General features: G+C 70.0%; 17 protein-coding genes and 1 pseudogene. All 18 read right to left on the bottom strand.

Annotation, left to right across the window (positions count from 1 at the left end; genetic code table 11):
• Positions 1-299: 299 nt before the first annotated feature.
• Positions 300-3,773 (bottom strand): ribonuclease E/G, encoded by a 3,474-nt coding sequence (locus AX669_RS07470; RefSeq protein WP_062257582.1) that lies wholly within the window; start codon positions 3,771-3,773, stop codon positions 300-302.
• A 433-nt stretch (positions 3,774-4,206) separates the two neighbouring features.
• Positions 4,207-4,956, bottom strand: a complete 750-nt coding sequence (locus AX669_RS07465; protein WP_062257580.1) for a TIGR03936 family radical SAM-associated protein — start codon at positions 4,954-4,956, stop codon at positions 4,207-4,209.
• 83 nt (positions 4,957-5,039) lie between these two features.
• Positions 5,040-6,053, bottom strand: a complete 1,014-nt coding sequence (locus AX669_RS07460; RefSeq protein WP_062257578.1) for an OpgC domain-containing protein — start codon at positions 6,051-6,053, stop codon at positions 5,040-5,042.
• A 58-nt stretch (positions 6,054-6,111) separates the two neighbouring features.
• Positions 6,112-8,115 (bottom strand): TIGR03960 family B12-binding radical SAM protein, encoded by a 2,004-nt coding sequence (locus AX669_RS07455; RefSeq protein ID WP_038571155.1) that lies wholly within the window; start codon positions 8,113-8,115, stop codon positions 6,112-6,114.
• Between the two features lie 56 nt (positions 8,116-8,171).
• A complete protein-coding gene (locus tag AX669_RS07450) occupies positions 8,172-9,275 on the bottom strand; it encodes a low specificity L-threonine aldolase (RefSeq protein WP_062257591.1) in 1,104 nt (367 codons plus the stop codon).
• A 10-nt stretch (positions 9,276-9,285) separates the two neighbouring features.
• The gene (locus tag AX669_RS07445) at positions 9,286-10,710 is read right to left on the bottom strand and encodes a DUF6421 family protein (protein WP_062257576.1); all 1,425 of its coding nucleotides are present in this window, start codon (positions 10,708-10,710) and stop codon (positions 9,286-9,288) included.
• Between the two features lie 204 nt (positions 10,711-10,914).
• Positions 10,915-12,756 (bottom strand): long-chain fatty acid--CoA ligase, encoded by a 1,842-nt coding sequence (locus AX669_RS07440; protein ID WP_062257574.1) that lies wholly within the window; start codon positions 12,754-12,756, stop codon positions 10,915-10,917.
• A gap of 64 nt (positions 12,757-12,820) precedes the next feature.
• Entirely contained in the window at positions 12,821-13,951 is a 1,131-nt protein-coding gene (gene rodA, locus AX669_RS07435; protein ID WP_062257572.1) for a rod shape-determining protein RodA, read from the bottom strand.
• Positions 13,948-14,898: a bifunctional riboflavin kinase/FAD synthetase gene (locus AX669_RS07430; RefSeq protein WP_062257570.1), complete on the bottom strand. Its 951-nt coding sequence runs from the start codon at positions 14,896-14,898 to the stop codon at positions 13,948-13,950. The genes rodA and AX669_RS07430 overlap by 4 nt, the downstream gene beginning before the upstream one ends.
• 9 nt (positions 14,899-14,907) lie before the next feature.
• Complete coding sequence (locus AX669_RS07425; protein ID WP_006943463.1) at positions 14,908-16,008, bottom strand: HoxN/HupN/NixA family nickel/cobalt transporter; 1,101 nt, start codon at positions 16,006-16,008, stop codon at positions 14,908-14,910.
• A 140-nt stretch (positions 16,009-16,148) separates the two neighbouring features.
• Positions 16,149-17,108 carry a tRNA pseudouridine(55) synthase TruB gene (gene truB / locus AX669_RS07420; RefSeq protein ID WP_062257568.1) on the bottom strand — a complete coding sequence of 320 codons (960 nt, stop codon included), beginning with the start codon at positions 17,106-17,108 and terminating at the stop codon, positions 16,149-16,151.
• Entirely contained in the window at positions 17,105-17,542 is a 438-nt protein-coding gene (gene rbfA / locus AX669_RS07415) for a 30S ribosome-binding factor RbfA (RefSeq protein WP_006943469.1), read from the bottom strand. Before rbfA ends, truB begins: the two co-directional genes overlap by 4 nt.
• Positions 17,543-17,658: 116 nt before the next feature.
• Positions 17,659-18,771, bottom strand: coding sequence for a TRM11 family methyltransferase (locus AX669_RS07410; RefSeq protein ID WP_006943459.1), 1,113 nt, complete (start codon positions 18,769-18,771; stop codon positions 17,659-17,661).
• A gap of 197 nt (positions 18,772-18,968) precedes the next feature.
• Positions 18,969-21,908 (bottom strand): translation initiation factor IF-2, encoded by a 2,940-nt coding sequence (infB, locus tag AX669_RS07405; protein ID WP_062257567.1) that lies wholly within the window; start codon positions 21,906-21,908, stop codon positions 18,969-18,971.
• 100 nt (positions 21,909-22,008) lie between these two features.
• Positions 22,009-22,374, bottom strand: a complete 366-nt coding sequence (locus AX669_RS07400) for a YlxR family protein (protein ID WP_050786491.1) — start codon at positions 22,372-22,374, stop codon at positions 22,009-22,011.
• Positions 22,375-22,503: 129 nt separating this feature from the next.
• Positions 22,504-23,523: a transcription termination factor NusA gene (gene nusA / locus AX669_RS07395; RefSeq protein WP_006944857.1), complete on the bottom strand. Its 1,020-nt coding sequence runs from the start codon at positions 23,521-23,523 to the stop codon at positions 22,504-22,506.
• Positions 23,523-24,074, bottom strand: coding sequence for a ribosome maturation factor RimP (rimP, locus tag AX669_RS07390; RefSeq protein ID WP_062257565.1), 552 nt, complete (start codon positions 24,072-24,074; stop codon positions 23,523-23,525). Before rimP ends, nusA begins: the two co-directional genes overlap by 1 nt.
• A gap of 170 nt (positions 24,075-24,244) precedes the next feature.
• A pseudogene (locus AX669_RS13655) lies at positions 24,245-24,445 on the bottom strand (ABC transporter permease); the annotation flags it as partial.

The raw sequence follows: 24,445 nt of genomic DNA, 5'->3' as shown, positions 1-24,445 counted from the left end.
CCGATAGCTACCCCGGTTTCGCCGCGCACACGCACGAGGCGCAGGCTGGCGGTGACGGGACATCGGGCGCGGTGGGCGCACCAAACGTAAACAATACCTGGCGGCGGGTGCGGGGCCCAAATCGTCCTGATGGCCCGCCGGCTGTCGGTGCCTCGCCTCGCCAGGACGCTTGAGGTCTGAAACTCCGCGGTGCCGGATTGAAGTCTTCACGACGACGGTTGGGGGCCGCAAATCCGCCATGCGGAGTTTCGGCCCCCACGATCATCGGGGACGACGTGGTGCGCGCCCCGCGTGATCGATCAGTCGTCGCTCGGCGCCTTCGGCGCGGGTGCCCCGGCGGGCGAGCTGACGCGAGCGCGCTTCTTGCGCGCCGGAGCCTTCCGCTCGCCAGCAGCAGCCGACGCCGCGTCAGACGTGCTGCTCGCCGTAGCAGTCTTGTGGGCCGTGGCCGTGTCGTTCGCGGCGGTCGTGTCGCCTGTCGTGGTCGAACCCGTCGAGTTCGACGCCGAGCCGGCCTCCCCTGCGACCTTCGTCAACGGGGCCGACGACGACGCCGGCGCGCTGAGGTCGACCGGCTGCAGAGTGACGGGCGCACCCGCGCTCGAACCGGCGCGGCGACGCGGACGCTTCATCGGCGCCGGCGTCGTGCCGGCCGACGAGGTGCCAGCTGCCGATGACGTGGCGTTCGCCGGAGCATCCGACGTCGATGCGGCACCCAGCGTCGGGCCGTCGGTCGATGCCGTATCCGTGCTGGAGCTCGCCAGTGCCGCCGAAGTCGACGGCGTAGCCGAGGTCGACGTGCCCGACCCAGATGCCTCGGACGGTGCGGTCGATACCGACGCCGACACCACCGGCACCGTCATGACGCTCGCCTCACCGGCTCGTGCGGGTGCACCCGTCGACGCCGCCGCGCGACGCGAACCGCGACGACGCGCCGTCGGGGCCTGCGCCGTCGACGCCGTCGCAGTGGCAGCGCTGCCCGCGTCGGCAGGAGCCGAACCGCTCACCGCCGTGCCGTTCGTCGCGATGTCGGCAGCGGCACCCTCGTTCGCCGCAGGCGCGCTCGTCACGTCGCCCGCGTCCGTCGAGGCGTCGGCAGCAGCCTGGGCGACGCGCTCCGAGCGCGGCTTGACGCGACCGGAGCGGCGCGTGCCCGACTTCTTGGGCGCACTTGTCTCGGGAGCAGCCTCAGCCGAGCCAGCGCCGGCCTGCGGCGACACCGTCATGACGGCGTCGTCGTCAGACGCGGTGGAGACGGGCTTCGACGTCGCCGACTTGTCGCCCGCGGAGATCGCTGCGGCGTGCGCGGCCGCGGCGATCTGCGCGAAACCGTTGTCGCGCTCCGCCTTCGACTCGCCGGCCTCGTCCTGACGACCCTGGTGCTGACCGCCGTTCGAGCCGCCGGTCGAACCGTGCGAACCGTTGCCCGGGGTGTCACGGCCACCACGACCACCGCGCCCGCCACGACCCTTGCGGTTCGTGTCGTTGCCGTTGATGTCGCGGTTCTCGACCGGGTGGTCGTGGATGACGATGCCGCGCCCCTGGCACGACTCGCACGTCTCGGAGAAGACCTCGACGAGGCCCGCGCCGACGCGCTTGCGCGTCATCTGCACGAGGCCGAGCGAGGTGACCTCGGCGACCTGGTGCTTCGTGCGGTCGCGGCCCAGGCACTCGAGCAGGCGACGCACGACGAGCTCGCGGTTCGCCTCGAGCACCATGTCGATGAAGTCGACGACGATGATGCCGCCGATGTCGCGCAGGCGCAGCTGACGCACGATTTCCTCGGCCGCCTCGATGTTGTTCTTCGTCACGGTCTCCTCGAGGTTGCCCCCGGAGCCGACGAACTTGCCGGTGTTGACGTCGACGACCGTCATCGCCTCGGTGCGGTCGATGACGAGCGAACCGCCCGACGGCAACCACACCTTGCGGTCCATGGCCTTGGCTAGCTGCTCGTCGATGCGGTGCTCGGCGAAGACGTCTTCGTCGCCCTCCCACTTCTCGAGGCGCTCGACGAGGTCGGGCGCGACCTCGGAGATGTAGGTGTGCACCTCGTTCCAGGCACGCTCGCCGGAGACGACCATCTTCGCGAAGTCCTCGTTGAACACGTCGCGGATGACGCGGACCGTCAGATCCGGTTCGCCGTGCAGCAGCGACGGCGCGTTGGCCGTCTCGGCCTTCGCCTGGATGCGCTCCCACATCTTCATGAGGCGCTCGACGTCGGCGCGCAACTCCTCCTCGGAAGCACCCTCGGCGGCGGTGCGGACGATGACGCCCGCGTCGGCCGGCACGACCTCCTTGAGGATGCGCTTGAGGCGCGCGCGCTCGGTGTCGGGCAGCTTGCGGCTGATGCCCGTCATCGAGTTGCCCGGCACGAAGACGACGAAGCGTCCCGGTAGCGAGATCTGCGACGTCAGGCGGGCGCCCTTGTGGCCGATCGGGTCCTTCGTCACCTGGACGAGGACGCTCTCGCCCGCCTTGAGGGCGTGCTCGATGCGCTTGGGCTGGTTGTCGAGACCGGCGGCGTCCCAGTTGACCTCGCCGGCGTACAGGACGGCGTTGCGCCCGCGGCCGATGTCGACGAACGCCGCCTCCATCGACGGCAGCACGTTCTGCACCCGGCCGAGGTAGACGTTGCCCGCCATCGAGCTCGCCTGCTCCTGACGCGAGACATAGTGCTCGGCGAGCACCCCGTCCTCGAGGACGCCGATCTGAGTGCGCCCCTCCTGCTCGCGCACGACCATGACGCGCTCGACGCTCTCGCGGCGTGCGAGGAACTCGGCCTCGGTGATGACGGTGCGGCGGCGTCCCGCCTCACGGCCCTCGCGGCGGCGCTGCTTCTTCGCCTCGAGGCGCACCGAGCCCTTGATGGACGTGATCTCGTCCTTCGCGCGACGCGGCTCGCGCACCTTCGTCACGGTGTTCGCGTCGTCGCCGTCCGAGCCCTGACCCGAGCCGCTGCGACGGCGACCGCGCGTGCGCTTGCGCGACCCCGCGTCGTCCTGGGCGTCGTCGTCGTGCTTCGAGCTGTCGTCCTGCGCGGCGTTGCCGTCGCGCTTCGAGCCGTCGCCCTGCGCCGCGTCGTCGTGCTTCGCGTCGCCGCCCTTGGAACCGGAGTCGCGGCCGTCGGCGTCGTCGTGCTGAGCCTGCGAACCGTCGCGGGCGTCGTCACCCTTGTTGCCGCGACGGCCACGTCCGCCGCGACGGCGCCGACGCGGGGTCTGCTCGTCGTCGTTCTCATCGTTCTCGTCGTTCGCGTCGTGGTTGTCGTCGGTGTCGGCGGACTGCTTCTCGCCCACCTCGTCCGCGTCCTCGCGCGAGCCCTGAGCGGCGTCGTCGGACGACGCGTCGCCATTCTCGTCGTGCTGCGCGTCGTCACCGCGACGGCGGCGGCTGCGCGAACGCGCGGGGCGCGGCTGCTCGTCGGCCTCGTCGTCGGTGTCGTCGTCGCCACCTGCGCGGCCGGCGGGTGCCTCGTCACGCGGCGACTCGTCATCGGCGCGGCGCGAGCGGCGGGGCACGCGCGTCATCGGGTCGGCGGCCTGGAACACGAGGCCGAACGCGGCGCCGGCGGGCGCGCCCTGGCCCGAGTCGCCATCGGTGACGTCCTCGTCACCGTCGATGGCCTCGACCTCGTCGCTCGTGTCAGCGTCCTGCGCGGGCTCGGCCTGCGGCGCTGTGAAGGGGCTGCCGGCCGCGAACGGGCTGGCGAAGGGGAATTCAAGATTTTCGGGGGCCACGGGGCCCTCCTTCTTCGTCGGCACGACGTGTGCCACAGAAAGACCACCTGGGCCTTGCACGCGCCGCGGCGCGGATCGTTCGTATCGCCTGCGATCGTTCGTGTCCGCAGGACGGAAGTCGTCTTCTACGTGGCTCGTCGGCTCGCGCTGCGCGCGGCACCGGACGTCACGCCGCAGAGCTTCTCGGTCGGCGGCTTCGCATGACGATGCGTCGGCCACCCTCGCGCGATTCGCGGTGCACCGGCTGCGGCTCGCGCCGCATCACCTGCGCTCCGACGGCGCGGTCGGAAGGTTCTGCGGGAGCGGCAGGCTCTGTGAGACCTGCACGTTCCATCCGCATTATCGCACAGTCATCGCACGGGTGTCGGCAGGCCGGCGGCCTCGTGTCCACATGGCGTCACAGCGCCTCCCCCACGCTGCGCCTCCCGACCGACGCCTCCCGCCCGGGGGCTGCGTTCGGATGGAGGTCTCAGGCGTCGAACGGGTCGATGACGCGGCCGCCGGCTTCGAGGACGCCTTGCGCGAGACGCGTCATGAGCGGCGAACGCGGCACCTGCAGGCCCGTCAGCTCGGTGAGACCGGTCATGACGTCGATGGGGCGCACCGCGGGCGTCGTGTGCTGGATCGTCATCGTCCAGCGCACGAGGTCACGCCCGTCGGCATCGCCGGCGCGCACGAGCACGACGTCGGAGGCGAGGACGGCCTGACGCACGTCGAACTCGCGCGCACCCGACTTCGTCATGCGGGTGACGAGCAGCTCGGCGCGATCCATGAACGTCGCCACGGCGTCGGTGATCGTCTCGAGCGTGACGCCTTCGAAGTCGAGCTGCCACACGCTGGCCTGGAGCAGGTCGGCGAGCGCTCCCGGTGCGGCCTCGACGACGCGCAGCACGGCCATGTCCTGCGGCAACGATTCGTCGAGCGCTGCGCGCAGCGCCTCGAGGTCGCACTGCTGCGTCAACTGCAGCTGGAAGTACTCGGCCTCGGAGGCGGCCCCCGTCGGCGCGGCGTTCGCGTACGAGATACGCGGGTGCGGGTGGAAGCCTGCGGAGAACGCCATCGGCACCCCCGCGCGACGCACGGCACGCTCGAGGGCGCGCTGGAAGTCACGCGTTGAGGAGAAACGCAGACGTCCGCGCTTGGCGTACCTCACCGAGACCTTCTGGACGGCGGGTGCGGGGGGCGGACCTTCGGGAACTCGCTGACGTGCCACGAGCACGAGCCTACCGTCGACGCAAGGGCGCGCGGATCACCGCATCGTCACTCGGCTCGCCGGCTCGCCGGCACGACGAGGCACGCGATTCAGCGGATGCCGCGGGTGACGGCGGCCGTCGCGCCCTCGAGGGGCCCACGCGACCACGGTTCGCGCGAGACCAGCGAGCGCCACGCCATCGGCAACACGAGGGCGCCGACGCACAGGACGCCGACGTTGCCCCACGCGTCGTCGCGTTCGCCGGGATGCAGCTCACGCACGTACCAGGCGAGGTAGGCGATCTGCAGGACGTAGACACTCAACGTCATCGACCCCGCGGCGGCGAGCGCCGGCAGGCAGAAGCGCTCCGGCACGACGGCGAACCAGGCGAGCGCGAATCCCCCGACGAGCAGCGCCTCGAGCACGATCTCGAGGTGACTGCCGTCGTACGGTTCGAACGCGAGGCGCCCCGACGTCTTCGCCGCCATGAGCAACGCGGCCCCTGCGAGTGCGACGAGGCCCGCCAGGCCCGCGCTCCACGCGGGGACGGCGCGCGTCCAGCGCCACAGCACGATGCCGAGGCAGGTGAAGACGAGCAGCGTCGTCAGGCGGTAGTGCGGCCCCGCGACCACGACGTCCCACAAACGGTGGCCCACGTCGTCGCCGGCGACGAGAGCCTCGGTGCTGCGGGTGCGGCCCCAGCTCAGCAGGGCGGGTGCGGCAGCCCACGACATCGTGGCGATCCCGAGCAGCACCGTGTCGGGCAGCCGCACCAGCAGGGGCGCGAGCAGCGTCGGCAGGGCGAGGTAGACGAGGACGACGTCGACCTGCGCACCCCACGGCTCGATCCACAACCCGAGCGCGACGAGCACGGCCGCGCGCACCCCGGCCCGGACGAACGCGACGGTCAGCCCGGCGTTGCCCCGGTCCGCGAGCATCGCGCTGATGCCGATGAGAAGCGCGAACAACGGCGCCGTCGCAAACTCGGTCAACGCCGCCAGTCGGAACGGGCCGTCGTCCGGGGCGCAGTGGGCGACGAACATCGACACGAGGGCGAGCCCGCGCAGCATGTCGACGCGCGCATCGCGCCTGTCGACGCCGCGGCGAGCACGTCGTGGGCTCATCGGCGTCTCACCGGCGCCCCGTCGAGACGAGTCGCATCGTCATGACGCCGCGCCCACGTCAGTGCGCGTGGTCAGCGGCGGCCAACTTCTTCGCACCCTCACCGAGGACGGTGAGCGGCAGCAGCGTCTTGCCCGTGGGGCCGATCTGGATGTCGGTGTCCATCTGCGGGCACACGCCGCAGTCGAAGCACGGCGTCCAGCGGCAGTCGTCGACTTCTTCCTCGGAGAGGGCATCCTGCCAGTCCTGCCACAGCCAGTCCTTGTCGAGACCGGAGTCGAGGTGATCCCAGGGCAGCACCTCGAGCTCGCCGCGCTCACGCGTCGTGTACCAGTCGACGTCGATCGGGTGCTCGGAGGCTGCGAAGACCGCGTCGGCCTGCTCCATCCAGCGCTCGTAGCTGAAGTGCTCGCTCCAGCCGTCGAAGCGACCACCGTCACGCCACACGGCCTCGATGACGGCGCCGACGCGGCGGTCGCCGCGGCTCAGCAGGCCCTCGACGATGCCGGGCTTGCCGTCGTGGTAGCGCATGCCGATGCTCGAACCGAACTTCTTGTCGGCTCGGATGGCGTCCTTGAGCTTCTTGAGCCGCTCGTCCGTTGCCTCGGCCGACAGCTGAGCGCACCACTGGAACGGCGTGTGCGGCTTCGGCACGAACCCGCCGATGGAGACGGTGCAGCGGATGTCCTTGCGGCCGCTCACCTGGCGCCCGGTCTCGATGACGCGGCGCGCCATGTCGGCGATCTGCAGGACGTCCTCGTCGGTCTCGGTGGGCAGGCCGCACATGAAGTACAGCTTCACCTGACGCCAGCCCGCGCCGTATGCGGCGGCAACGGTGTTGATGAGGTCGTCCTCGGAGACCATCTTGTTGATGACCTTGCGGATGCGCTCGCTGCCGCCCTCGGGCGCGAACGTCAGACCCGAGCGGCGGCCGTTGCGCGTCAGCTCGTTGGCGAGGTCGATGTTGAACGCGTCGACGCGCGTCGACGGCAGCGACAGACCCGTCTGCGTGCCCTCGTAGCGGTCGGCGAGGCCCTTGGAGATCTCGGCGATCTCGGTGTGGTCGGCGGAGCTCAGCGAGAGCAGGCCCACCTCCTCGAAGCCGGTCGCGGCGAGGCCCTTCTCGACCATCTCGCCGATGCCTGTGATCGAACGCTCGCGCACGGGGCGCGTGATCATGCCGGCCTGGCAGAAACGGCAACCACGCGTGCAGCCGCGGAAGATCTCGACGCTCATCCGCTCGTGGACGGACTCGGCCATCGGCACGAGCGGCTGCTTCGGGTAAGGCCACTCGTCGAGATCCATGACGGTGTGCTTCGCGACGCGCCACGGCACACCGTGCGCCTCCTCGCTCAGCACGACACGCTGGATGCGCCCGTCGGGCAGGTAGTCGACCTCGTACATCGACGGCACGTAGACGCTGCCCGTGCGCGCGAGTTCGAGCAGCAGCCCGCGACGCCCGCCGGGGCGCTCGGCGAGCTTCCACTCCTTGATGATGTCGGTGATGAGCAGGACGGCCTCTTCGCCGTCACCGATGACGGCGGCGTCGATGAAGTCGGCGATCGGCTCGGGGTTGAACGCCGAGTGCCCGCCCGCGAGGACGATCGGGTCGTCGATCGTGCGCTCGTCGGCGTGCAGGGGGATTCCGCCGAGGTCGAGCGCCGTCAGCATGTTCGTGTAGCCGAGCTCGGTCGAGAACGACATGCCGAGCACGTCGAAGTCGCGCACGCTGCGGTGGCCGTCGACGGTGAACTGCGGCACGCCCGCCTCACGCATCTTCGCCTCCATGTCCGGCCACATGGAGTAGGTGCGCTCGGCGAGCGCGTCGTCACGCTCGTTGAGCACTTCGTACAGGATCATGACGCCCTGGTTGGGCACGCCGACCTCGTAGGCGTCGGGGTACATGAGGGCCCAGCGCGTCGTCAGCTCCTGTCCGTCGGGGCCGTAGCCGCCGCAGTTCCAGTCCTTGACCTGGGCGTTGAGCTCGCCACCGACGTACTGGATCGGCTTGTTCACCTGCTCCAGCAGCGGCTCGAGATCGTGGAAGACAGACTCACCAGACATGTCCACCAGGGTAGTTCGGCCCAGGACGAGCGCCCAATCGTCGCCGGGGCGCCCGCTCAGGCGCTGCCCGTCTCACCTCCACGGCGTGACGCCGCCACGAGCGCGGCGACGAACGCGTCGACGTCCTCGTCGCGGGTGTCGAACGAGCACATCCAGCGCACCTCGCCGCGTGCCTCGTCCCAGTCGTAGAACCGGTAGCTCTCGCGCAGTCGGTTCGCGACGTCGGCCGGCAGCGTCGCGAAGACGGCGTTGACCTGCGTCGGCTGCGTGAACGCGACCTCACCGAGCGCACCGCGCGCCTGCTCGGCCTCGATCCCGGCCCGCAGGCGCCGCGCCGCAGCGTTGGCCTGCGTCGCGTTCTCGCGCCACAGCTCACCGTCGTAGAGCGCGAGCAACTGCGCGGAGACGAAGCGCATCTTCGACGTCAGCTGCATGAGGAACTTGCGCGAGAACCCGAGCCCCGCACACGCCTCGGGCGTCAGCGCCACGACGGCCTCGGCGAGCATCGCGCCGTTCTTCGTGCCACCGAGGCTGATGGCGTCGACGCCGGCGTCCGTCGTGATGGCGCGCAGCGGCACCTCCAGCGCGGCGGCGGCGTTCGACAACCGCGCGCCGTCGAGGTGCACCTTCAGCCCCAATCGGTGCGAGTGTTCGGCGATCGCGGCGATCTCGTCGGGCGTGTAGAGCGTACCCAGTTCGCTCGACTGCGTGATCGACACGACGCCGGCCTGGGCGCGGTGCTCGTCCCCGAAACCCCATGCCTCGCGGTCGATGAGTTCTGGGGTGAGCTTGCCGTCCTCGGTCTCGACCGTGAGCAGCTTGAGCCCGCCGGTGCGCTCCGGCGCGCCACCCTCGTCGACATGGATGTGCGCCGTCGTCGCGGCGATGACGGCGCCCCAGCGCGGCAGCATCGACTGCAGCGCGAGGACGTTCGCGCCCGTGCCGTTGAAGACCGGGTAGGCGATCGCGTCGTCACCGAAGTGGCCCCGCACGACCTCCTGCAGCCGCTGCGTGTAGTCGTCCGCACCGTAGGCGCCCTGGTGGCCGCCGTTGGCCGCGGCGAGCGCCTCGACGACGCGGGGGTGCATCCCCGCGTAGTTGTCGGACGCGAAGTCGCGCCGCGCGGTGTCGTGCAGCGCCTCGAACGGTTCGTGCTTCATCGTCGTCTCCTCAGTCATCGCGGCCCGTGATGCCTCGCGTCGAGGCGATGACGGGCGCCATCTTGCGCTCGAGCGCCTCGAAGAACATCGACAGCGGGAACTCGTCGTCGAGCACCGCGTCGGTGTAGCCCTTCGGCGGCCCCGCGAGCACCTCGTCGGGCAGCCCGCGCGCCCACACCGACGCCGGGTGCGGCGTCAGAACGGAACGGATCAGCTCGTACGCCGCGAGCCAGTGCGCGACCTTGGGGCGGTCGATCGAGCGCCAGTACAGCTCGTCGACGGCGTCGGCGAGTTCGATGATGCAGGCGGGCAGGCGCGACCACTCGACCGTGAGCTTCGAGTCCGTCCAGTTCATCACGCCACGCTGGTGCAGCCACGCGAACAGCAGCTGCCCGCCGAGACCGTCGTAGTTGCGCACACGGCCGCCGGTGAGCGCGAACCGGAAGATGCGATCGAGCAGGACGGCGTACTGCACGCCGCGCGCATGCGTCAGCGTGTCACGCTCCACGGCGGTCAGGTTCTCCCCCGCGACGACGCGCTCGCCGAGACGACGCTCGAGGTCGACGCAGTGACGGAACGCCGTGAGGTCGCAGCGCAACTCCTCGAGCGAGTAGAGGAAGTACGGCATGCGCTGCTTGATCATGAACGGGTCGAACGGGAGATCGCCGCGCATGTGGCTGCGGTCGTGGATGAGATCCCACATGATGAAGGTCGCCTCGGTGAGCGACTGATCCTCGAGCATCGCCTGCGCCCCGCTCGGCAGTTCGAGCTTCGTGATGCGCGCGGCTTCGCTGACGACGCGCCGGTAGCGCGCTGCCTCACGGTCCTGGAAGATCGCACCCCAGGTGAAGACGGGCGTCTCACGCGTCGCGACGGTCTCCGTGAACAGCACCGCCGAGTTCGTGTCGTAGCCGGAGGTGAAGTCGACGAAGCGCAGCGGCACGAACAGCGGGTTCTCGTACTCGCGCTCGAGGGTGTCGATGAACTCCGGCCAGATCACCTCGACGAGGACGGCCTCGAGGTGACGGTTCGGCGAACCGTTCTGGGTGTACATCGGGAACACGACGAGGTGGCGAACGCCGTCCTCGCGCTGGTTCTGCGGGTCGAATGCGACGAGCGAGTCGAGGAAGTCGGGCACGCCGAAACCGTGGTCGGCCCACCGGCGCAGGTCGACGACGAGCGCGTCGAGGTAGGCGGCGTCGTGCGGGAACGACGGCGCGAGCGCCTCGATCGCCGTCACGGCGCGCTCGAGCTCGGCGCCTGCGGCGCCGGCGTCAGCCTCGGGGGCGAGAGAGCCGTCCTTGACCTGCATCGCGGCGATGGCCTCGCATGCGGCCTTGAGCTCGCTCCACGCGGTGGTGTCCTCGACGACCTCGGGCTCCCCGACGACGGCCTTGACCTCACGGGTGGACGTGAGCAGCTGGGCACTGGACATGGACAACCTCCGATCGCTGAGTGCGAGCCGATGTAAGCGGCAAAGGGACTTGACGCCCCTCACACTATCGCGAGACGAAGGGTGGTGATGACCTGAGGCACACGTGACCTGCGCGGACTCGGCGCGCGTGCGGGCACGCGAACGGGGCACCCGGGCGTCATCGGCTCGAATGCCCCGTTCGTCGGCCCGCGCGGCGGGCGGGCGTCAGTCGGTGTAGAGCTCGTCGAGGTCGTCCTTGAACTTCTTGACGACGACGCGGCGCTTGATCTTCATGCTGGGGGTGATCTCACCCTCCTCGACCGACAGGTCGCGCGGCAGGATGATGAAACGCTTGATCTGCTCCCAGCGGTTGAGCCGCAGGTTCATCTCGTCGACGTAGCCCTGCACCATCTCCCGGCACGCGTCGCTCGTCACGACGTCGCGGTAGCTCTTGCCGGCCATGCCGTTCTTCTCGGCCCACTCGGCGATGGCGTCTTCGTCGAGCGTGATGATCGCGGAGACGAACTTGCGGCCATCGCCCTCGACGACGAGGTTCGAGGCGTACGGGCAGACGCCCTTGAACATCGCCTCGATGGCGCCGGGCGATACGTACTTGCCGTTCGAGGTCTTGAACAGATCCTTCTTGCGGTCGGTGATGCGGATGTGGCCCGACTCGGAGATCTCACCGATGTCACCGGTGTGGAACCAGCCGTCCGTCAGCACCTCGGCGGTCTCGCGCTCGAGGTTCCAGTAGCCCTGCATGACGCCGGGACCCTTGACGAGCAGTTCGTCGTCCTCACCGAGCTTGAACTCGGTGCCCGGCAGCGGCCAACCGACGGTGCCGACCTGGTTCGCGCCGAGGTAGGGACGGTTGACGCTCGCCGCCGCCGACGACTCCGACAGGCCGTAGCCCTCGAGGATCGGCAGACCGATCGCGGAGAACCACAGCGCGATGTCCTTGTTGAGCGCCGCCGAACCGGAGATGAAGTAGCGCACGTGACCGCCGAAGCGGGCGCGGATCTTCGACAGGATGATCTTGTCGGCCAACTTGTACTCGATCGCGAGACGCCCGGAGGGCTCGCGGCCGTCGGCGCGCTCGTTGGCCACCTTCGTGCCGACCTCCACGGCCCAGCGGTACAGCTTGAGTTTCGCGCCGCCGTCGGCCTCCATCATCGTGTTGATCTTGCCGTACACCTTCTCGAAGATGCGCGGCGCGGCGCCCATCCACGTCGGCTGCGTCTCGGGCAGGTTGTCGATGATCTTGTCGACGCGACCGTCGACGACCGTCGGGAAACCGACCTGGATCGGCAGGCACAGCAGCATCTTGCCGAACACGTGCGACAAGGGCAGCCACAGGTACTGCACGTCACCCGCGTTGAGCAGACCGGTCGAGTCGACGGCGGACGCCTCGTACGTCCAGCAGTCGTGCGACAGGCGCACACCCTTCGCCTTGCCCGTCGTGCCCGAGGTGTAGATGAGGGTCGCGAGGTGCTGCGGCTTGATGCCGGCGACGCGGTCGTCGATGACGTCGGGCGTCTCCTCGAGACGGGTGCGGCCGAGCTCGCGCAGCTCGTCGAGCGTCATGACCCACTCGCCGTCACCCTCGCCGTCGAAGACGACGACCTTGACGACGTCGGGGATCTGCTCGCGTCCGCTACGCAGCTTCTCGACCTGATCGGTGTCCTCGGCGAACACGACGCGCGAGCCCGAGTCGGTGAGGATGTGGACGACGTCGGCGAGCTGGCTCGTCGGGTACACGGTCGTCGTCGCCGCGCCAGCGAGCATGTTGCCCAGGTCCGCGAGGACCCACTCCAGGCGGGTCGAGGAGGCGATGGCGACGCGGTCCTCGGCGTCCACGCCGAGCGCGACGAGGCCCGCCGCGATCTGACGGGCGTGCGTGTCGGTCTGCGCCCACGTCATCGACTTCCAGGCGCCACCCTGCGGGAAGCGGTACGCCTCGTCCTGGCCCGACTTCGCGACGCGGTCGATGAACAGATGCGCGACGCTGCGGGCTCGGTTGTCGATGAGATCGCGCTCGAACTTCTCGTCGGCGATGTTCATGACCATGGGTAGGCGCCTCCAGTCGCAACTCGGCAGAGTGGTTACTCGCCAGTTTTCCTCGGTGTAGCCCTCACCCTAGGCGAGAGCGGCGGGTCTTTTGGATGTTTCCGACGAGCCCGATGGCGGCCCAGCACGAAAACATGCTCGATCCACCGTACGAGACGAACGGCAGCGGCACCCCCGTGACGGGCATGAGACCGAGGTTCATCCCGAGGTTCTCGAGCGTCTGGACGAGGAACCATCCGGCGAGCGCGACGCAGACGAGGCGCGCGAAATCGTCCTCCGAACGGCGCGCCACGTGCAGCATGCGGACGACGACGAACAGCTCGAGCGCGACGACGCCCACGGCCCCGACGAACCCGAGCTCCTCCCCCGCGACGGAGAATACGAAGTCGGTGTACTGGAACGGGATGAACCCGCCCTGCGTCGAGCGTCCCTCGAACAAGCCCTCACCGAACAACCCCCCGGAACCGATGGCCGTCTTGACCTGCGCCACCTGGTAGCCGATGCCACTCGGGTCGGCGGTGGGGTCGACGAACGCGAGCAGCCGGTCGCGCTGATACGGCGCGAGCACGGGGGTGAACAGGGCGACGGCGACGACTCCCGCGAGCGCGGTGCCCGCGCCGAGCAGCACCCGCCGGCGCACCCCGGGGACGAGCAGCGCCGAGACCGCGAGCAGGGTGAGAACGACGGCTGAGCCGAAGTCGGGTTGCAGCATGATGAGCGCCAGGGGCACGGCGACGACGGCGAGCGGCAACCGCAGCTGCCGCAGGCCGAGGGGGCGCGGGTCGTCGCGGTCGGCGAGGACGGACGCGAGCGTCACGGCGAGCGCGACCTTCGCCATCTCCGACGGCTGGATCGAGAAGCCGGGTAGTTCGATCCACGAGCGCGAACCGTTGATCGTGCTGCCGAGGGGTGTCAGGACGGCGACGAGGGCGAGCAACGTGAGGAGGTAGATCGCCGGGGCGAGCGCGCGCAACGTCCGCGGATCGAGGCGCATGATGAGCGCCGCGAGGCCCACTCCGATGACGGCGTTGATGACGCCGCGCACGGCGAAGGCGGTGCCGGAGACGTGTGCGGTGGCCGACCACGTCAGCAGGATGCCGATGACGGTGAGGCCGGCCGCCGCCGTCAGCAGGCCGAGGTCGAGGCGTGCGAGGTCGGCGAGGACGCGTCGCGGCTCGCGTCGCGCTGCGTTCACGCAGGCGCGAGCAGGTCGCGTGCCGCCTCGACGTCGCGCGTCATCTGCTCGATCAGTGCCTCGATCGAGTCGAATTTTACGTTGCCGCGCAGGTGCTGCACGAACTCGACGGCGACGATCTCGCCGTACAGGTCGAGGTCGGTGCGGTCGAGGACGTACGCCTCGACCGTGCGCTCGGGGATGTCGAACGTCGGGTTCGTGCCGACGCTGATGGCGGCGGGCAAGCGGTATTCGGGGTCGTCCTGGGCGAGCGAGCGACGCACGAGCCACCCCGCGTACACACCGTCAGCGGGGACGACGCCCTCGGCGTCCCGCGCGAGGTTGGCCGTCGGGAAACCGAGTTCGCGCCCGCGCTGGAAGCCCTTGACGACCTCCCCGACGACGCAGTGGTTGCGCCCGAGTACCTCGGCGGCCTCATCGACCTTGCCGCCCGCGATGAGTTCGCGCACCTGCGAGGACGACCAGCGCACGCCCGGGCCGACGTCGTCGAGGGCGATGACGTCGAAGCCGAACTCGCCCCCCAGCTCGCTCAGCGTCCTGATGTCGCCGGAGTTCTTCACGCCGAAGCGGGTGTCCTTGCCGACGACGACGCAGCGCGCATGCAGGGCGTCGACGAACGTCGCCTCTACGAACTCGCGCGGCGTCTGCGCGGCGAGCTCGCGGGTGAACGGCATGACGACGACGGCGTCGAGGCCGAGCTGTTCGAGCAGAAACAGCCGGTCCTTCATGCCCGTCAGCATCTCGGGCGCCTTGTCGGGCGCGAGGACGGCGAGGGGGTGCGGCTCGAACGTCACGGCGACGCTCTTGAGCCCACGGGCGTGAGCCTCTTGCGCGACGCGCTGCATCACGGCGGCGTGGCCGCGGTGGACGCCGTCGAAGTTTCCGAGTGTGACGACGGTGGGCCCGAAGTCGGCGGGCAGGTCGTGGGGGTCAGTCAGGCGCAGCACGACGCCACCTTATCCGCCCGTGGACAGCTCTCGCTCGTCCATGCGTGCGAGACGCCACACGGCGAGCGCGCCGGCCCACGTCAGCACGAAGAGCGCGACGATGACGTACCCGACCGAGTCGAGCGGGATCGAACCCAGCCAGGCGACCGGGCCGCTCGTGATGTTCCACTTGTCGCTCACGACGCCGGCCAGTTCGATCGTGCCGATGACGAGGGCGACGAACACCGACAGGCCCGTCACGGTCGCGTTGTAGTAGAGCCGTCGCAGCGGTTTGGCGAAGGCCCATTCGTAGGCGCGGGACATGAAGATGCCGTCGATCGAGTCGAGCAGGCTCATGCCGGCGGCGAAGATGATCGGCAGGGTGAGGATCGCATACCACGGCAGCGCGAAGGCCGCCGCCCCGCTCGCGAGGACGAGCAGCGAGATCTCGGTGGCCGTGTCGAAGCCGAGGCCGAACAGGAACCCTGTCGGGTACATCTGCACCGGCTTCGTGATCGACTTCGTCGCGCCCCGCAGGATGCGGGCGAAGAATCCGCGGCCATCGAGGTGCCCCTCGAGCGCTTGCTCGTCGAGGCGGCCTTCACGCGCCCCGCGCCAGACGCGCACGATGCCGATGAGACTCATGAGGTTGAGGATGCCGATGACCCACAGGAAGACGCCGGAGACCGTCGGGCCGAAGACGCCGAGCCACTGGTGCAGCGTCGAGTCGTCGTCCTTCACCGGCCCGGCGATGGCCTTGATCCCGAGCGCGAGCAGCAGACACATCGTGAACACGACGCTCGAGTGGCCGAGGGAGAACCAGAAACCGACCGACACGGGCTTGTTCTCGCGACGGTCGGTGAGCAGCTTGCGCGTCGTGTTGTCGATGGCCGCGATGTGGTCGGCGTCGAAGGCGTGACGCATGCCGAGGGTATAGGCGGTGAGGCCGAGGCCGATGCCGAACAGCTGCTTGTGCCCGTCCGAGGTGATCTGCAGGTTCTGCGGTTCGACGACGAACGCGAGCACCCCCCACCCCACGACGTGCAGCAGCGCGACGAAACCCGCCATGCCGAGGATCGAGCGCTTCTCGTGGGCGTTGAACCCGTGCCACCAGCCGGTCAGACGGCTCATCACCCATCCTTCGTCTCGTCGTGCGTTGCAGCGTCACCTTACCGCCCGGTGCGACAGCTTCGCACCTGCGCGAGCGTGGCGTGCGTCGCGGGCGCTGCGGGCGCCGCGGGTGGTGACCGCGGCGCGCGCTGCCTGCAGGCTCAGGCCGGGAAGGTGACGCGCGACTTCGCGGTGGCGGCTCGCTCGTCCAGGATCGCGGCGAGACGCCCGTCGGGCGCGATCGCCGCGACCGTCTCCTCCCCGCGGTGCGCCGAGGCGATCCGCTGGCCGTACCCGAGGGCGCGTTCTTCCTCGGCGTCGAGATCGTGGACGACGAAGGAATCCGCCGCGGCCTGCGCCATCGGGATGACGCGCGGGACGCCGCCGTGCCCGGCCTGCTCGGCGATCGTCTCCAGCGTCGCCGCGTCCTCGAGGGTGAACGCGCCGACGCGGGTGCGCCGCAGCGCTGTCAGGTGCCCGCCGACGCCGAGCGCGGCGCCGAGATCGCGGGCGAGGGCGCGCACGTAGGTACCCGAGGTCACCTCGACGACGACGTCGAGGTCGACCACGGGCATGCCGTCGTCCGTGCTCGCCTCACGCACGTCGAGCACCTCGAAGCGGCTGACGGTGACGGAACGCGCGGCGAGGGCGACGTCCTCTCCCCCACGCACGCGGGCGTAGGAGCGCTTACCGTCGACCTTGATCGCGCTGACGCTGCTCGGCACCTGCTCGATGTCGCCGCTGAGCGAGGCGACGGCCGCCGCGAGGGCCTCGTCGCTCAGCTCCGCGCGCGTCAACGGCGTCGAGGCCGTGACGCCGCCCTCCGCGTCGTCGGTGATCGTCGTCTGGCCGAGGCGAATCGTCGCGGTGTACTCCTTGTCGCACCCGACGAGGAACGTCAGCAGCTTCGTCGCCTTGTTGACGCCGAGCACGAGCACGCCCGTCGCCATCGGGTCGAGTGTGCCGGCGTGGCCGACGCGGCGCGTGTTCGCGAGGCGCCGCATGCGGCCGACGACGTCGTGCGAGGTCCATCCGGCGGGCTTGTCGACGAGGACGAGCCCGTCGGGCGTCTGCGGACGCGCCTCGCGGCGAGGGCGCTGCTCGGCAGCGGACTCGCTCACGCCTCGTCGGCGGGTTCGGCCGGCTTCTTGTACGGGTCCGCCTCGCCCGCGTAGGCGGCGGTAGAGCGGTTACGGGCCAGTTCCTCGTCACGGGCGCGCGTCTGGGCGAGCACGTCCTCGAGGTGTGCGGCGCCCTCGGGGATCGCGTCGGCGATGAACTCGAGCGTCGGCGTGAGACGGATGCCGAGGCCCTTGCCGACGTGGCTGCGGATGCGGCCCTTGTTGTCGGCGAGCGCTTCGGCCGTCGCGGCGCGCTCCTCGTCGCTGCCGAAGACGGTGTAGAACACGGACGCGTTCTGCAGGTCGCCGGTGACGCGCACGTCGGTGATCGTGAGGAAGCCGACGCGCTCGTCCTTGAGACGGAACTCGACGTACTCGGCGACGAGGGACTTGATGCGGTCGGCGACCTTGCGGGCGCGGGCCTGGTCGGCCATGGATGCCTCCTGATGCTGAAGTGAACTGCCCCAACCCTAGGCGATGGGCGCAGGCGGCGGCTCGACGACGCAGCCGGGCGCGGCCGTTACCGATCAGGGTGTCCCGTATGTACCGCTCAGCCCTTGCGCGCGACGACGATGTCGCGATCGATCGAGGCGTCGACGCGGTGACGGAAGGCGTCGGCGGCGACGTGCCCCTGCGTCGGGCCGTCCACGCCGTGGCCGTGCACGACGGTGAAGCCGTGAGCCTCGAGCACTTCTGCCATCGCCTCGGGCCCGGCGACGTGACGGTTGTACGCGAGGCCGATCGTGCCGCCGGTGCGCAGCGCGTCGTGCCAGCCGGGCAGCGCGCGATCGAGCAGGCGCAACGGTGAACGGGCGAGCCGCTCGCCATTGCTACCGTGGCTGCCGTGCTGCACGCCGTAGGGCAGGTCAGTGACGACGACGTCGACGCTCGCGCGGCGCATGACGTCCGGCAGCTTGGTGGTGTCCATCGACAGGTACGTCACCTGCTGGGTGCGCCCCGCCTTCCAGTCCTCCTTGCTGGGAGCCGTCTCGAGCTCGAGGGCGCGACCGTACGTGCGGCCGCTGCGACGGATCTGTGTCGCGTCGATCTCGTGCTTGAGGCGGTGCGTGCGCAGCCACGTCGTGATGAACGCCTGGTACTGCTCGAAGTCGCCCTTGTCGACCTCGATGCCGGTGATGTCGAGGCCGCGCAGCAGACACGTGTTGAGCGTTGTGCCGCGCCCGCACATGGGGTCGAGGACGTGCAGCGTGCCGTCGAGCAGCTGTGCGGGACGCTTGCTCAGCGCCGCGGTGACGTTGAGCAGCAGGTGCGTGAACTGCTCGTTCGTCTTGCCCTGGTACTTCTGGATCGTGACGACGTCATCGGTGTAGAGCCTTCGTCGCTCCAGCGGGGTCGGGCTCAGCAGCCCGTCGCGCGCGCCGAAGAGCGCGAACGCGCCGCTGGCCTCGGAGACGACGCGGTCGAGCCGGTCGTCGTCACCGGCGACGGCGAGGTAGTCGACCCCTGCCACGGTGACGGGTTCGACGCTCGCCTCGATGCCGAGCGCACCCGCGAGCAGCGTGATCTCCGCAGCGTTGAGGCGCGCCGCGTCCCCCGCGTACACGCGGTTCGACGACGGCGCGAGCAGCAGCAGGCGCCCGTCCGGCGCCACGTCGGGCGGGGGCGAGACATCGGGGTTCAGCACGGGAGCGTCGAGAGTCACGGGCCCCATTCTGCCCGATCTGCCGCGCGCGGCCGATGCCGCATGGCGCCGCGCAGCGCCGTGGCCCGGTGCCACGGCTGACTCACGACATACACGACGGCGACCCCGCCCGAACCCCGGTGTGCGGGGTTCGAGCGGGGTCGCATCCGACCATGTGTCCGAGGCGATGAGGTCATCGCCTCGGACACGGCGAGGCGTCAGGCTCGGGGGATCTCCACCATCTCGTACGTGGTGATGAGGTCGCCCGTCTGGACGTCGTTGTGCGAACCGAGGTTGATACCGCACTCGAAGCCCTCGCGGACCTCGGTGACGTCGTCCTTGAAGCGTCGCAGACCGGCGATCTCGAGGCCTTCGACGATGACGACACCGTCGCGCGTGATGCGCGCCTTGGCGCCACGCTTGATCTCGCCGCTCCTGACCATCGATCCGGCGATGTTGCCGAACTTGGACGAGCGGAAGATCTCGCGGATCTCGGCGGAGCCCGTCTCGCGCTCCTCGTACTCCGGCTTGAGCATGCCCTTGAGGGCGAGCTCGATCTCCTCGATCGCCTGGTAGATGACCGAGTAGTAGCGGATCTCGACGCCTTCCTTCTCGGCGTACTCCGCGTTCTGGCCTTCGGCGCGAACGTTGAAGCCGACGATGATGGCGTCTGAGGCGACGGCGAGGTTGATGTTGTTCATCGTGATCGCGCCGACACCACGGTCGATGATCCGCAGGTCGACGTCGTCGCCCACGTCGATCTGCAGCAACGCGTCCTCGAGGGCTTCGACCGAACCCGACACGTCACCCTTGAGGATGAGGTTGAGGGTCTCGACCTTGCCCGCCGCGAGGTGCTCGTTGAGGTCCTCGAGGCTGATGCGCTTGCGCGCCTTGGCCAGCGAGGCCTGACGGTCGGCCGCTTCACGCTTCTCGGCGATCTGACGGGCCGTGCGGTCGTCCGGAGCGACGATGAACGTGTCACCGGCGCGCGGCACCGAGGCCAGACCGGTGACGAGCACCGGGCGGCTCGGGCCCGCTTCGGCGACGTTCTGGCCGTGCTCGTCGAGCATGGCGCGAACGCGTCCGTAGGCCTGACCCGTGACGATGGCGTCACCGACGCGCAACGTACCGGACTGCACGAGAACCGTCGCGACGGCACCGCGACCACGGTCGAGGTTGGCCTCGATCGCGACACCACGGGCGTCCTTGTTCGGGTTCGCACGCAGGTCGAGCGCGGCGTCGGCGGTGAGCAGCACGGCCTCGAGCAGCGAGTCGATGTTCTGACCCTGGCGGGCCGAGACGTCGACGAACATCGTGTCGCCGCCGTACTCCTCGGCGATGAGGTTGTACTCGGTGAGCTGCTGACGCACCTTCGCCGGGTTCGCGCCGTCGACGTCGATCTTGTTGACCGCGACGACGATCGGCACGTTCGCCGCCTGGGCGTGGTTGAGCGCCTCGATCGTCTGCGGCATCACGCCGTCATCGGCGGCGACCACGAGGATCGCGATGTCGGTGACCTTCGCTCCACGGGCACGCATGGCGGTGAACGCCTCGTGACCCGGGGTGTCGATGAACGTGATCGGACGGTCGACGCCCTCGTGCTCCTTGTGGACCTGGTAGGCACCGATGTGCTGGGTGATGCCGCCGGCCTCGCCCTGCGCGACGTCCGCGTTGCGGATCGCGTCGAGCAGGCGCGTCTTTCCGTGGTCGACGTGACCCATGACGGTGACGACCGGCGGACGCTGCTCGAGCACGTCGTCGCTCTCGCCCTCGGCCTCGGCGTCGAGGTCGATGTTGAACTGGCCGAAGAGCTCGCGCTCCTCCTCCTCCGGGGAGACGACACGGATGTCGTAGCCGAGCTCGGCGCCGAGCAGCTGGAACGTGTCCTCGTCCAGCGACTGCGTCGCCGTCGCCATCTCACCGAGGTGGAACAGCACGGTGACGAGCGATGCGGGGTTCGCGTCGATCTTGTCGGCGAAGTCCGTCAGCGACGCACCGCGACGCACCTGGATGATCGTCGAACCGTTGCCGCGAGGAACGCTCACACCACCGATCGACGGCGCCTGCATCTGCTCGAACTCTTGACGCTTCGCGCGCTTGCTCTTGCGGCCGCGCACCTTGCTGCCACCGCGACCGAACGCACCCTGGGTGCCGCCGCGGCCACCGGGGCCACGACCGCCGCCACCGGGACGACCGGCGAAACCGCCGCCGCCGGGACGACCACCCGCACCGGGACGACCGCCACCGCCACCACGGGCGGGACGCTCACCGGGACGCGGCACGGCCGCCTGCGACGGCATCATGCCCGGGTTGGGGCGCGGACCACCGGGACGGGGGCCACCGGCACCGGCGGAACCGCCGGGACGCGGACCTGCCGCACCCGCGGGACGGGGGCCACCGGAGCCTGCGGGGCCACGGTTGCCGCCGGGACGCGGCATGCCCTGGCTCGGCGCGAACGGATTGTTGCCGGGGCGTGCGCCGCTCTCGCGACGCTCACCGCCGTCACGGCGCTCGGTGCGCTCGCCGCCACGACGCTCGCCACCACGGCCCATGCCCTGGTTGGAGCTGAACGGGTTGTTGCCCGGACGCGGTGCGCCGGGGCGCGGGCCGGGACGGTTGCCGGAACGCTCGGGGCGCTCCGAACGCTCGCCACGCGACGGACCCGACGTGCTCGCCGGCTTCGCGGCTGGCCCGGGCTTGGGGCCGGGGCGCGCAGCAGCGGGCTTCGGTGCCGACGGTGCGGCCGCAGCGGGCTTGGGCGCGGACGGCGTCGCCGCGGCGGGTGCTGCCGGGGCAGCGTCCGACTCGGTCTTGGCCGCAGGCTTCGGGGTGGCGCTCTCGGCCGGCTTCGACGGCGCCGCGGGTGCGGCATCGGCCGGGGCAGCCTTGGGAGCAGGCGCCTTCGGGCCCGGCTTGGGGGCGCCGGGCTTGGCGGACGAACCGCCAGCCGGCTTCGGGGAGCTCGACGGCACGTCGGCGGCGTCGCCACCGGCCTTCGTCGGCTTCGGGGGGTTCTCCTTGATCTTGCGCACGACGGGCGCTTCGATCGTCGAACTGGCGGACTTCACGAACTCGCCCTGCGCCTTGAGGTGCGCGAGCAGTTCCTTGCTCTCGACTCCGAGCTCCTTGGCGAGCTCGTGGACTCGAACCTTGGCCACGTTTCTCCTGTCAGATGGTGACGGGCGGCCAAGGCTTCGAGCAATTGCTTGCCCGGAGGATCAGCCGACCGCCGAGGGGTAGGTGTTCATCGGTGAGAACTCATCGGTTGCTCATCGCGTCAAACCCGCTTTCGGTCATGGTGTGTTCGCCGTCGGGCGACGGCAGGCGGGCGATCTCGGCCGCCACGTGTTCCTGCAGCGTCGCGGTGTGGACCGCGGTGTGCAGACGAAGTGCTCGTGCCCATGCCCGACGCTTGGTGGCCTGTTCGAGGCACGTCGTGTCGGCGTGGAGCCAGGCTCCTCGACCGGGCATCGCCTTGCGCGAGTCGAGCACCAGGGTGGCGCCGTCCTCGCTCACTGCGATGCGCAGCAAAACGGAACGGCCGCCCTTGCCCCGGCACCCGATGCAGGTTCGCTGCGGTTCTGCGGGCCGGGAGAGCTCGACGTTCGGGATCGGCACGTTCACACGCACCCCACCTTCACATCTGTCACCGTTCAAGACCTACCCTACCCCCGCACAGCTCCGCGACGAAATGCGCGCACCCCGGCCACGCTCGATGGCCGGGGTGCGCGCGAGACGTCTGAGGGCGCGCGCTCAGCGGGCCGACTCGTCGTCACGCCCGCCGTCGGCGAGCGCGGTGTCGGGCCGGATGTCGATGCGCCACCCCGTCAGCTTCGCCGCGAGACGGGCGTTCTGGCCCTCCTTGCCGATGGCGAGGCTGAGCTGGAAGTCGGGCACGACGACGCGGGCGGCTCGGGCCTTCGGGTCGACGACCTCGACCGACTCGACGCGCGACGGCGACAGCGCCGCGGCGATGAACTCATCGGGCTGGCGCGAGTAGTCGACGATGTCGATCTTCTCGCCCTGCAGCTCGCTCATGACGGCGCGCACGCGCTGACCCATCGGGCCGATACAGGCGCCCTTGGCGTTGATGCCGGGCTTCGTGGCGTGCACCGCGATCTTGGTGCGGTGACCCGCCTCGCGCGCGAGCGCGGCGATCTCGACGCTACCGTCGGCGATCTCGGGCACCTCCATCGCGAACAGCTTGCGCACGAGGTTGGGGTGGGTGCGCGACAGCGAGATCTGCGGGCCCTTCGGGCCGCGGCGCACGGACACGACGTAGCAGCGCAGACGCTCGCCGTGACGGTAGGTCTCCCCTGGCACCTGCTCCGCAGTCGGCAGGATGCCCTCCACGGTGCCGAAGTCGACCTTGACGAACCGCGAGTCGAGGCTCTGCTGGATCGTGCCGGAGACGATGTCGCCTTCCTTGCCGATGAAGTCACCGAGGATGGCCTCGTCCTCGACGTCACGCATGCGCTGCATGATGACCTGACGGGCCGTACCCGCGGCGACGCGCCCGAAGTTCTTGGGGGTGTCGTCGAACTCGGGGCCGGGCTCGCTCCAGGTGCCGTCCTCCTGCTTCTCGCCGTCCTCGCGCGCCCACACGACGACATGACCCGTGCGGCGGTCGAGCTCGACGCGCGCCCGGCGGTAGGAGCCCTCCTCCTTCTGGTACGCGAGCAGCAGCGCCTGCTCGATGGCGGGGACGATGACGTCCATCGGAATCTCGCGCTCCCGCTCCAGGGCGCGCAGTGCAGCCATGTCGATGTCCATCAGACGTCCTCTCCCACGGCGTCGGCGTCGTCGCCGCGCGTGAATTCCACCTGCACCTTGGCGCCGGTGATCGATGTGTAATTGAGTCGGGCGGGCTCGGCGTCAACGGCCGCCCCCGCCTTCTTGCCGCCCTGCTCGGGCGTCACCTGCACCGTCTGGGCGTCGGCGCGGGTGATGCGACCGGCGACCTTCGACTCGTCGTCGAGGGTGACGGTGACGAGGCGGCCGACGTTGCGCGCGAAGTGGCGCGGCAGCGTCAGCGGACGGTCGGTGCCGGGTGAGCTGACCTCGAGGACGTAGGGCTGTTCGCCCATGACGTCGCTCGCCTCGAGTTCTGCGTCGATGACGCGCGTGGCGTCCGTGACCTCGTCGAGCGTGACGGGCTCGATCGATTCCTCGACCGCCGTCTCGAGGGCGACGTCGCGGTCGACGAGCACGCGCACGAGGCGGCGCTTGCCGGCAGGCACGACGGTGACGTCCTCGACGAGGAGACCCAGTGGTTCGAGCTTCGGCAGAATCGTGTCGATGATCGTCTGTTCCGAGTTGCTCACTCGCGCCTCCTGGAGTTGTCGCCGTGCCGTGCACCCGTCGCCCGCGGCACGAGCCGTGAGGTGACGAATGCGCAGGCGTCGTGCCTGCGCATCGCCCCTGAGTCTATCGTGACGCGCGAGGAGCCGTCGTCGCCCGAGACCGGAGCGTCCCGGCTCGCCGCAGGTCAGCCCTACGACGGCGCGAGGCCCCGACGGTGCAGCATGCGCCGCTCGATCGGGGCGAAGAGCAGCACCTCCACGGCCAACCCGACGACGAGCACGAGAACGATCGCGGCCATCACGGCTGGCATGTCCGAGTTCGCCTGCCCCTGGTTGAGCATCGAACCGAGACCGAATCCGAGCTTGGGCGACTGCACGATGAGCTCGGCGGC

Origin of the sequence: Dermacoccus sp. CCH2-D9, assembly GCF_001556795.1 — a bacterium.
Classification (GTDB): domain Bacteria; phylum Actinomycetota; class Actinomycetes; order Actinomycetales; family Dermatophilaceae; genus Dermacoccus; species Dermacoccus nishinomiyaensis.
The sequence above is the reverse complement of the archived record's forward strand: the minus strand, read 5'-3'. Positions and strand labels throughout refer to the sequence as shown.

Coding starts and splice junctions, on each gene's coding strand:
- AX669_RS07425 (WP_006943463.1), bottom strand. CDS start 16,008: ATGAGCCGTCTGACCGGCTGGTGGCACGGGTTCAACGCCCACGAGAAG.
- rbfA (WP_006943469.1), bottom strand. CDS start 17,542: ATGGCCGACCAGGCCCGCGCCCGCAAGGTCGCCGACCGCATCAAGTCC.
- AX669_RS07445 (WP_062257576.1), bottom strand. CDS start 10,710: ATGTCCAGTGCCCAGCTGCTCACGTCCACCCGTGAGGTCAAGGCCGTC.
- AX669_RS07460 (WP_062257578.1), bottom strand. CDS start 6,053: ATGAGCCCACGACGTGCTCGCCGCGGCGTCGACAGGCGCGATGCGCGC.
- AX669_RS07450 (WP_062257591.1), bottom strand. CDS start 9,275: ATGAAGCACGAACCGTTCGAGGCGCTGCACGACACCGCGCGGCGCGAC.
- AX669_RS07455 (WP_038571155.1), bottom strand. CDS start 8,115: ATGTCTGGTGAGTCTGTCTTCCACGATCTCGAGCCGCTGCTGGAGCAG.
- AX669_RS07440 (WP_062257574.1), bottom strand. CDS start 12,756: ATGGTCATGAACATCGCCGACGAGAAGTTCGAGCGCGATCTCATCGAC.
- nusA (WP_006944857.1), bottom strand. CDS start 23,523: ATGGACATCGACATGGCTGCACTGCGCGCCCTGGAGCGGGAGCGCGAG.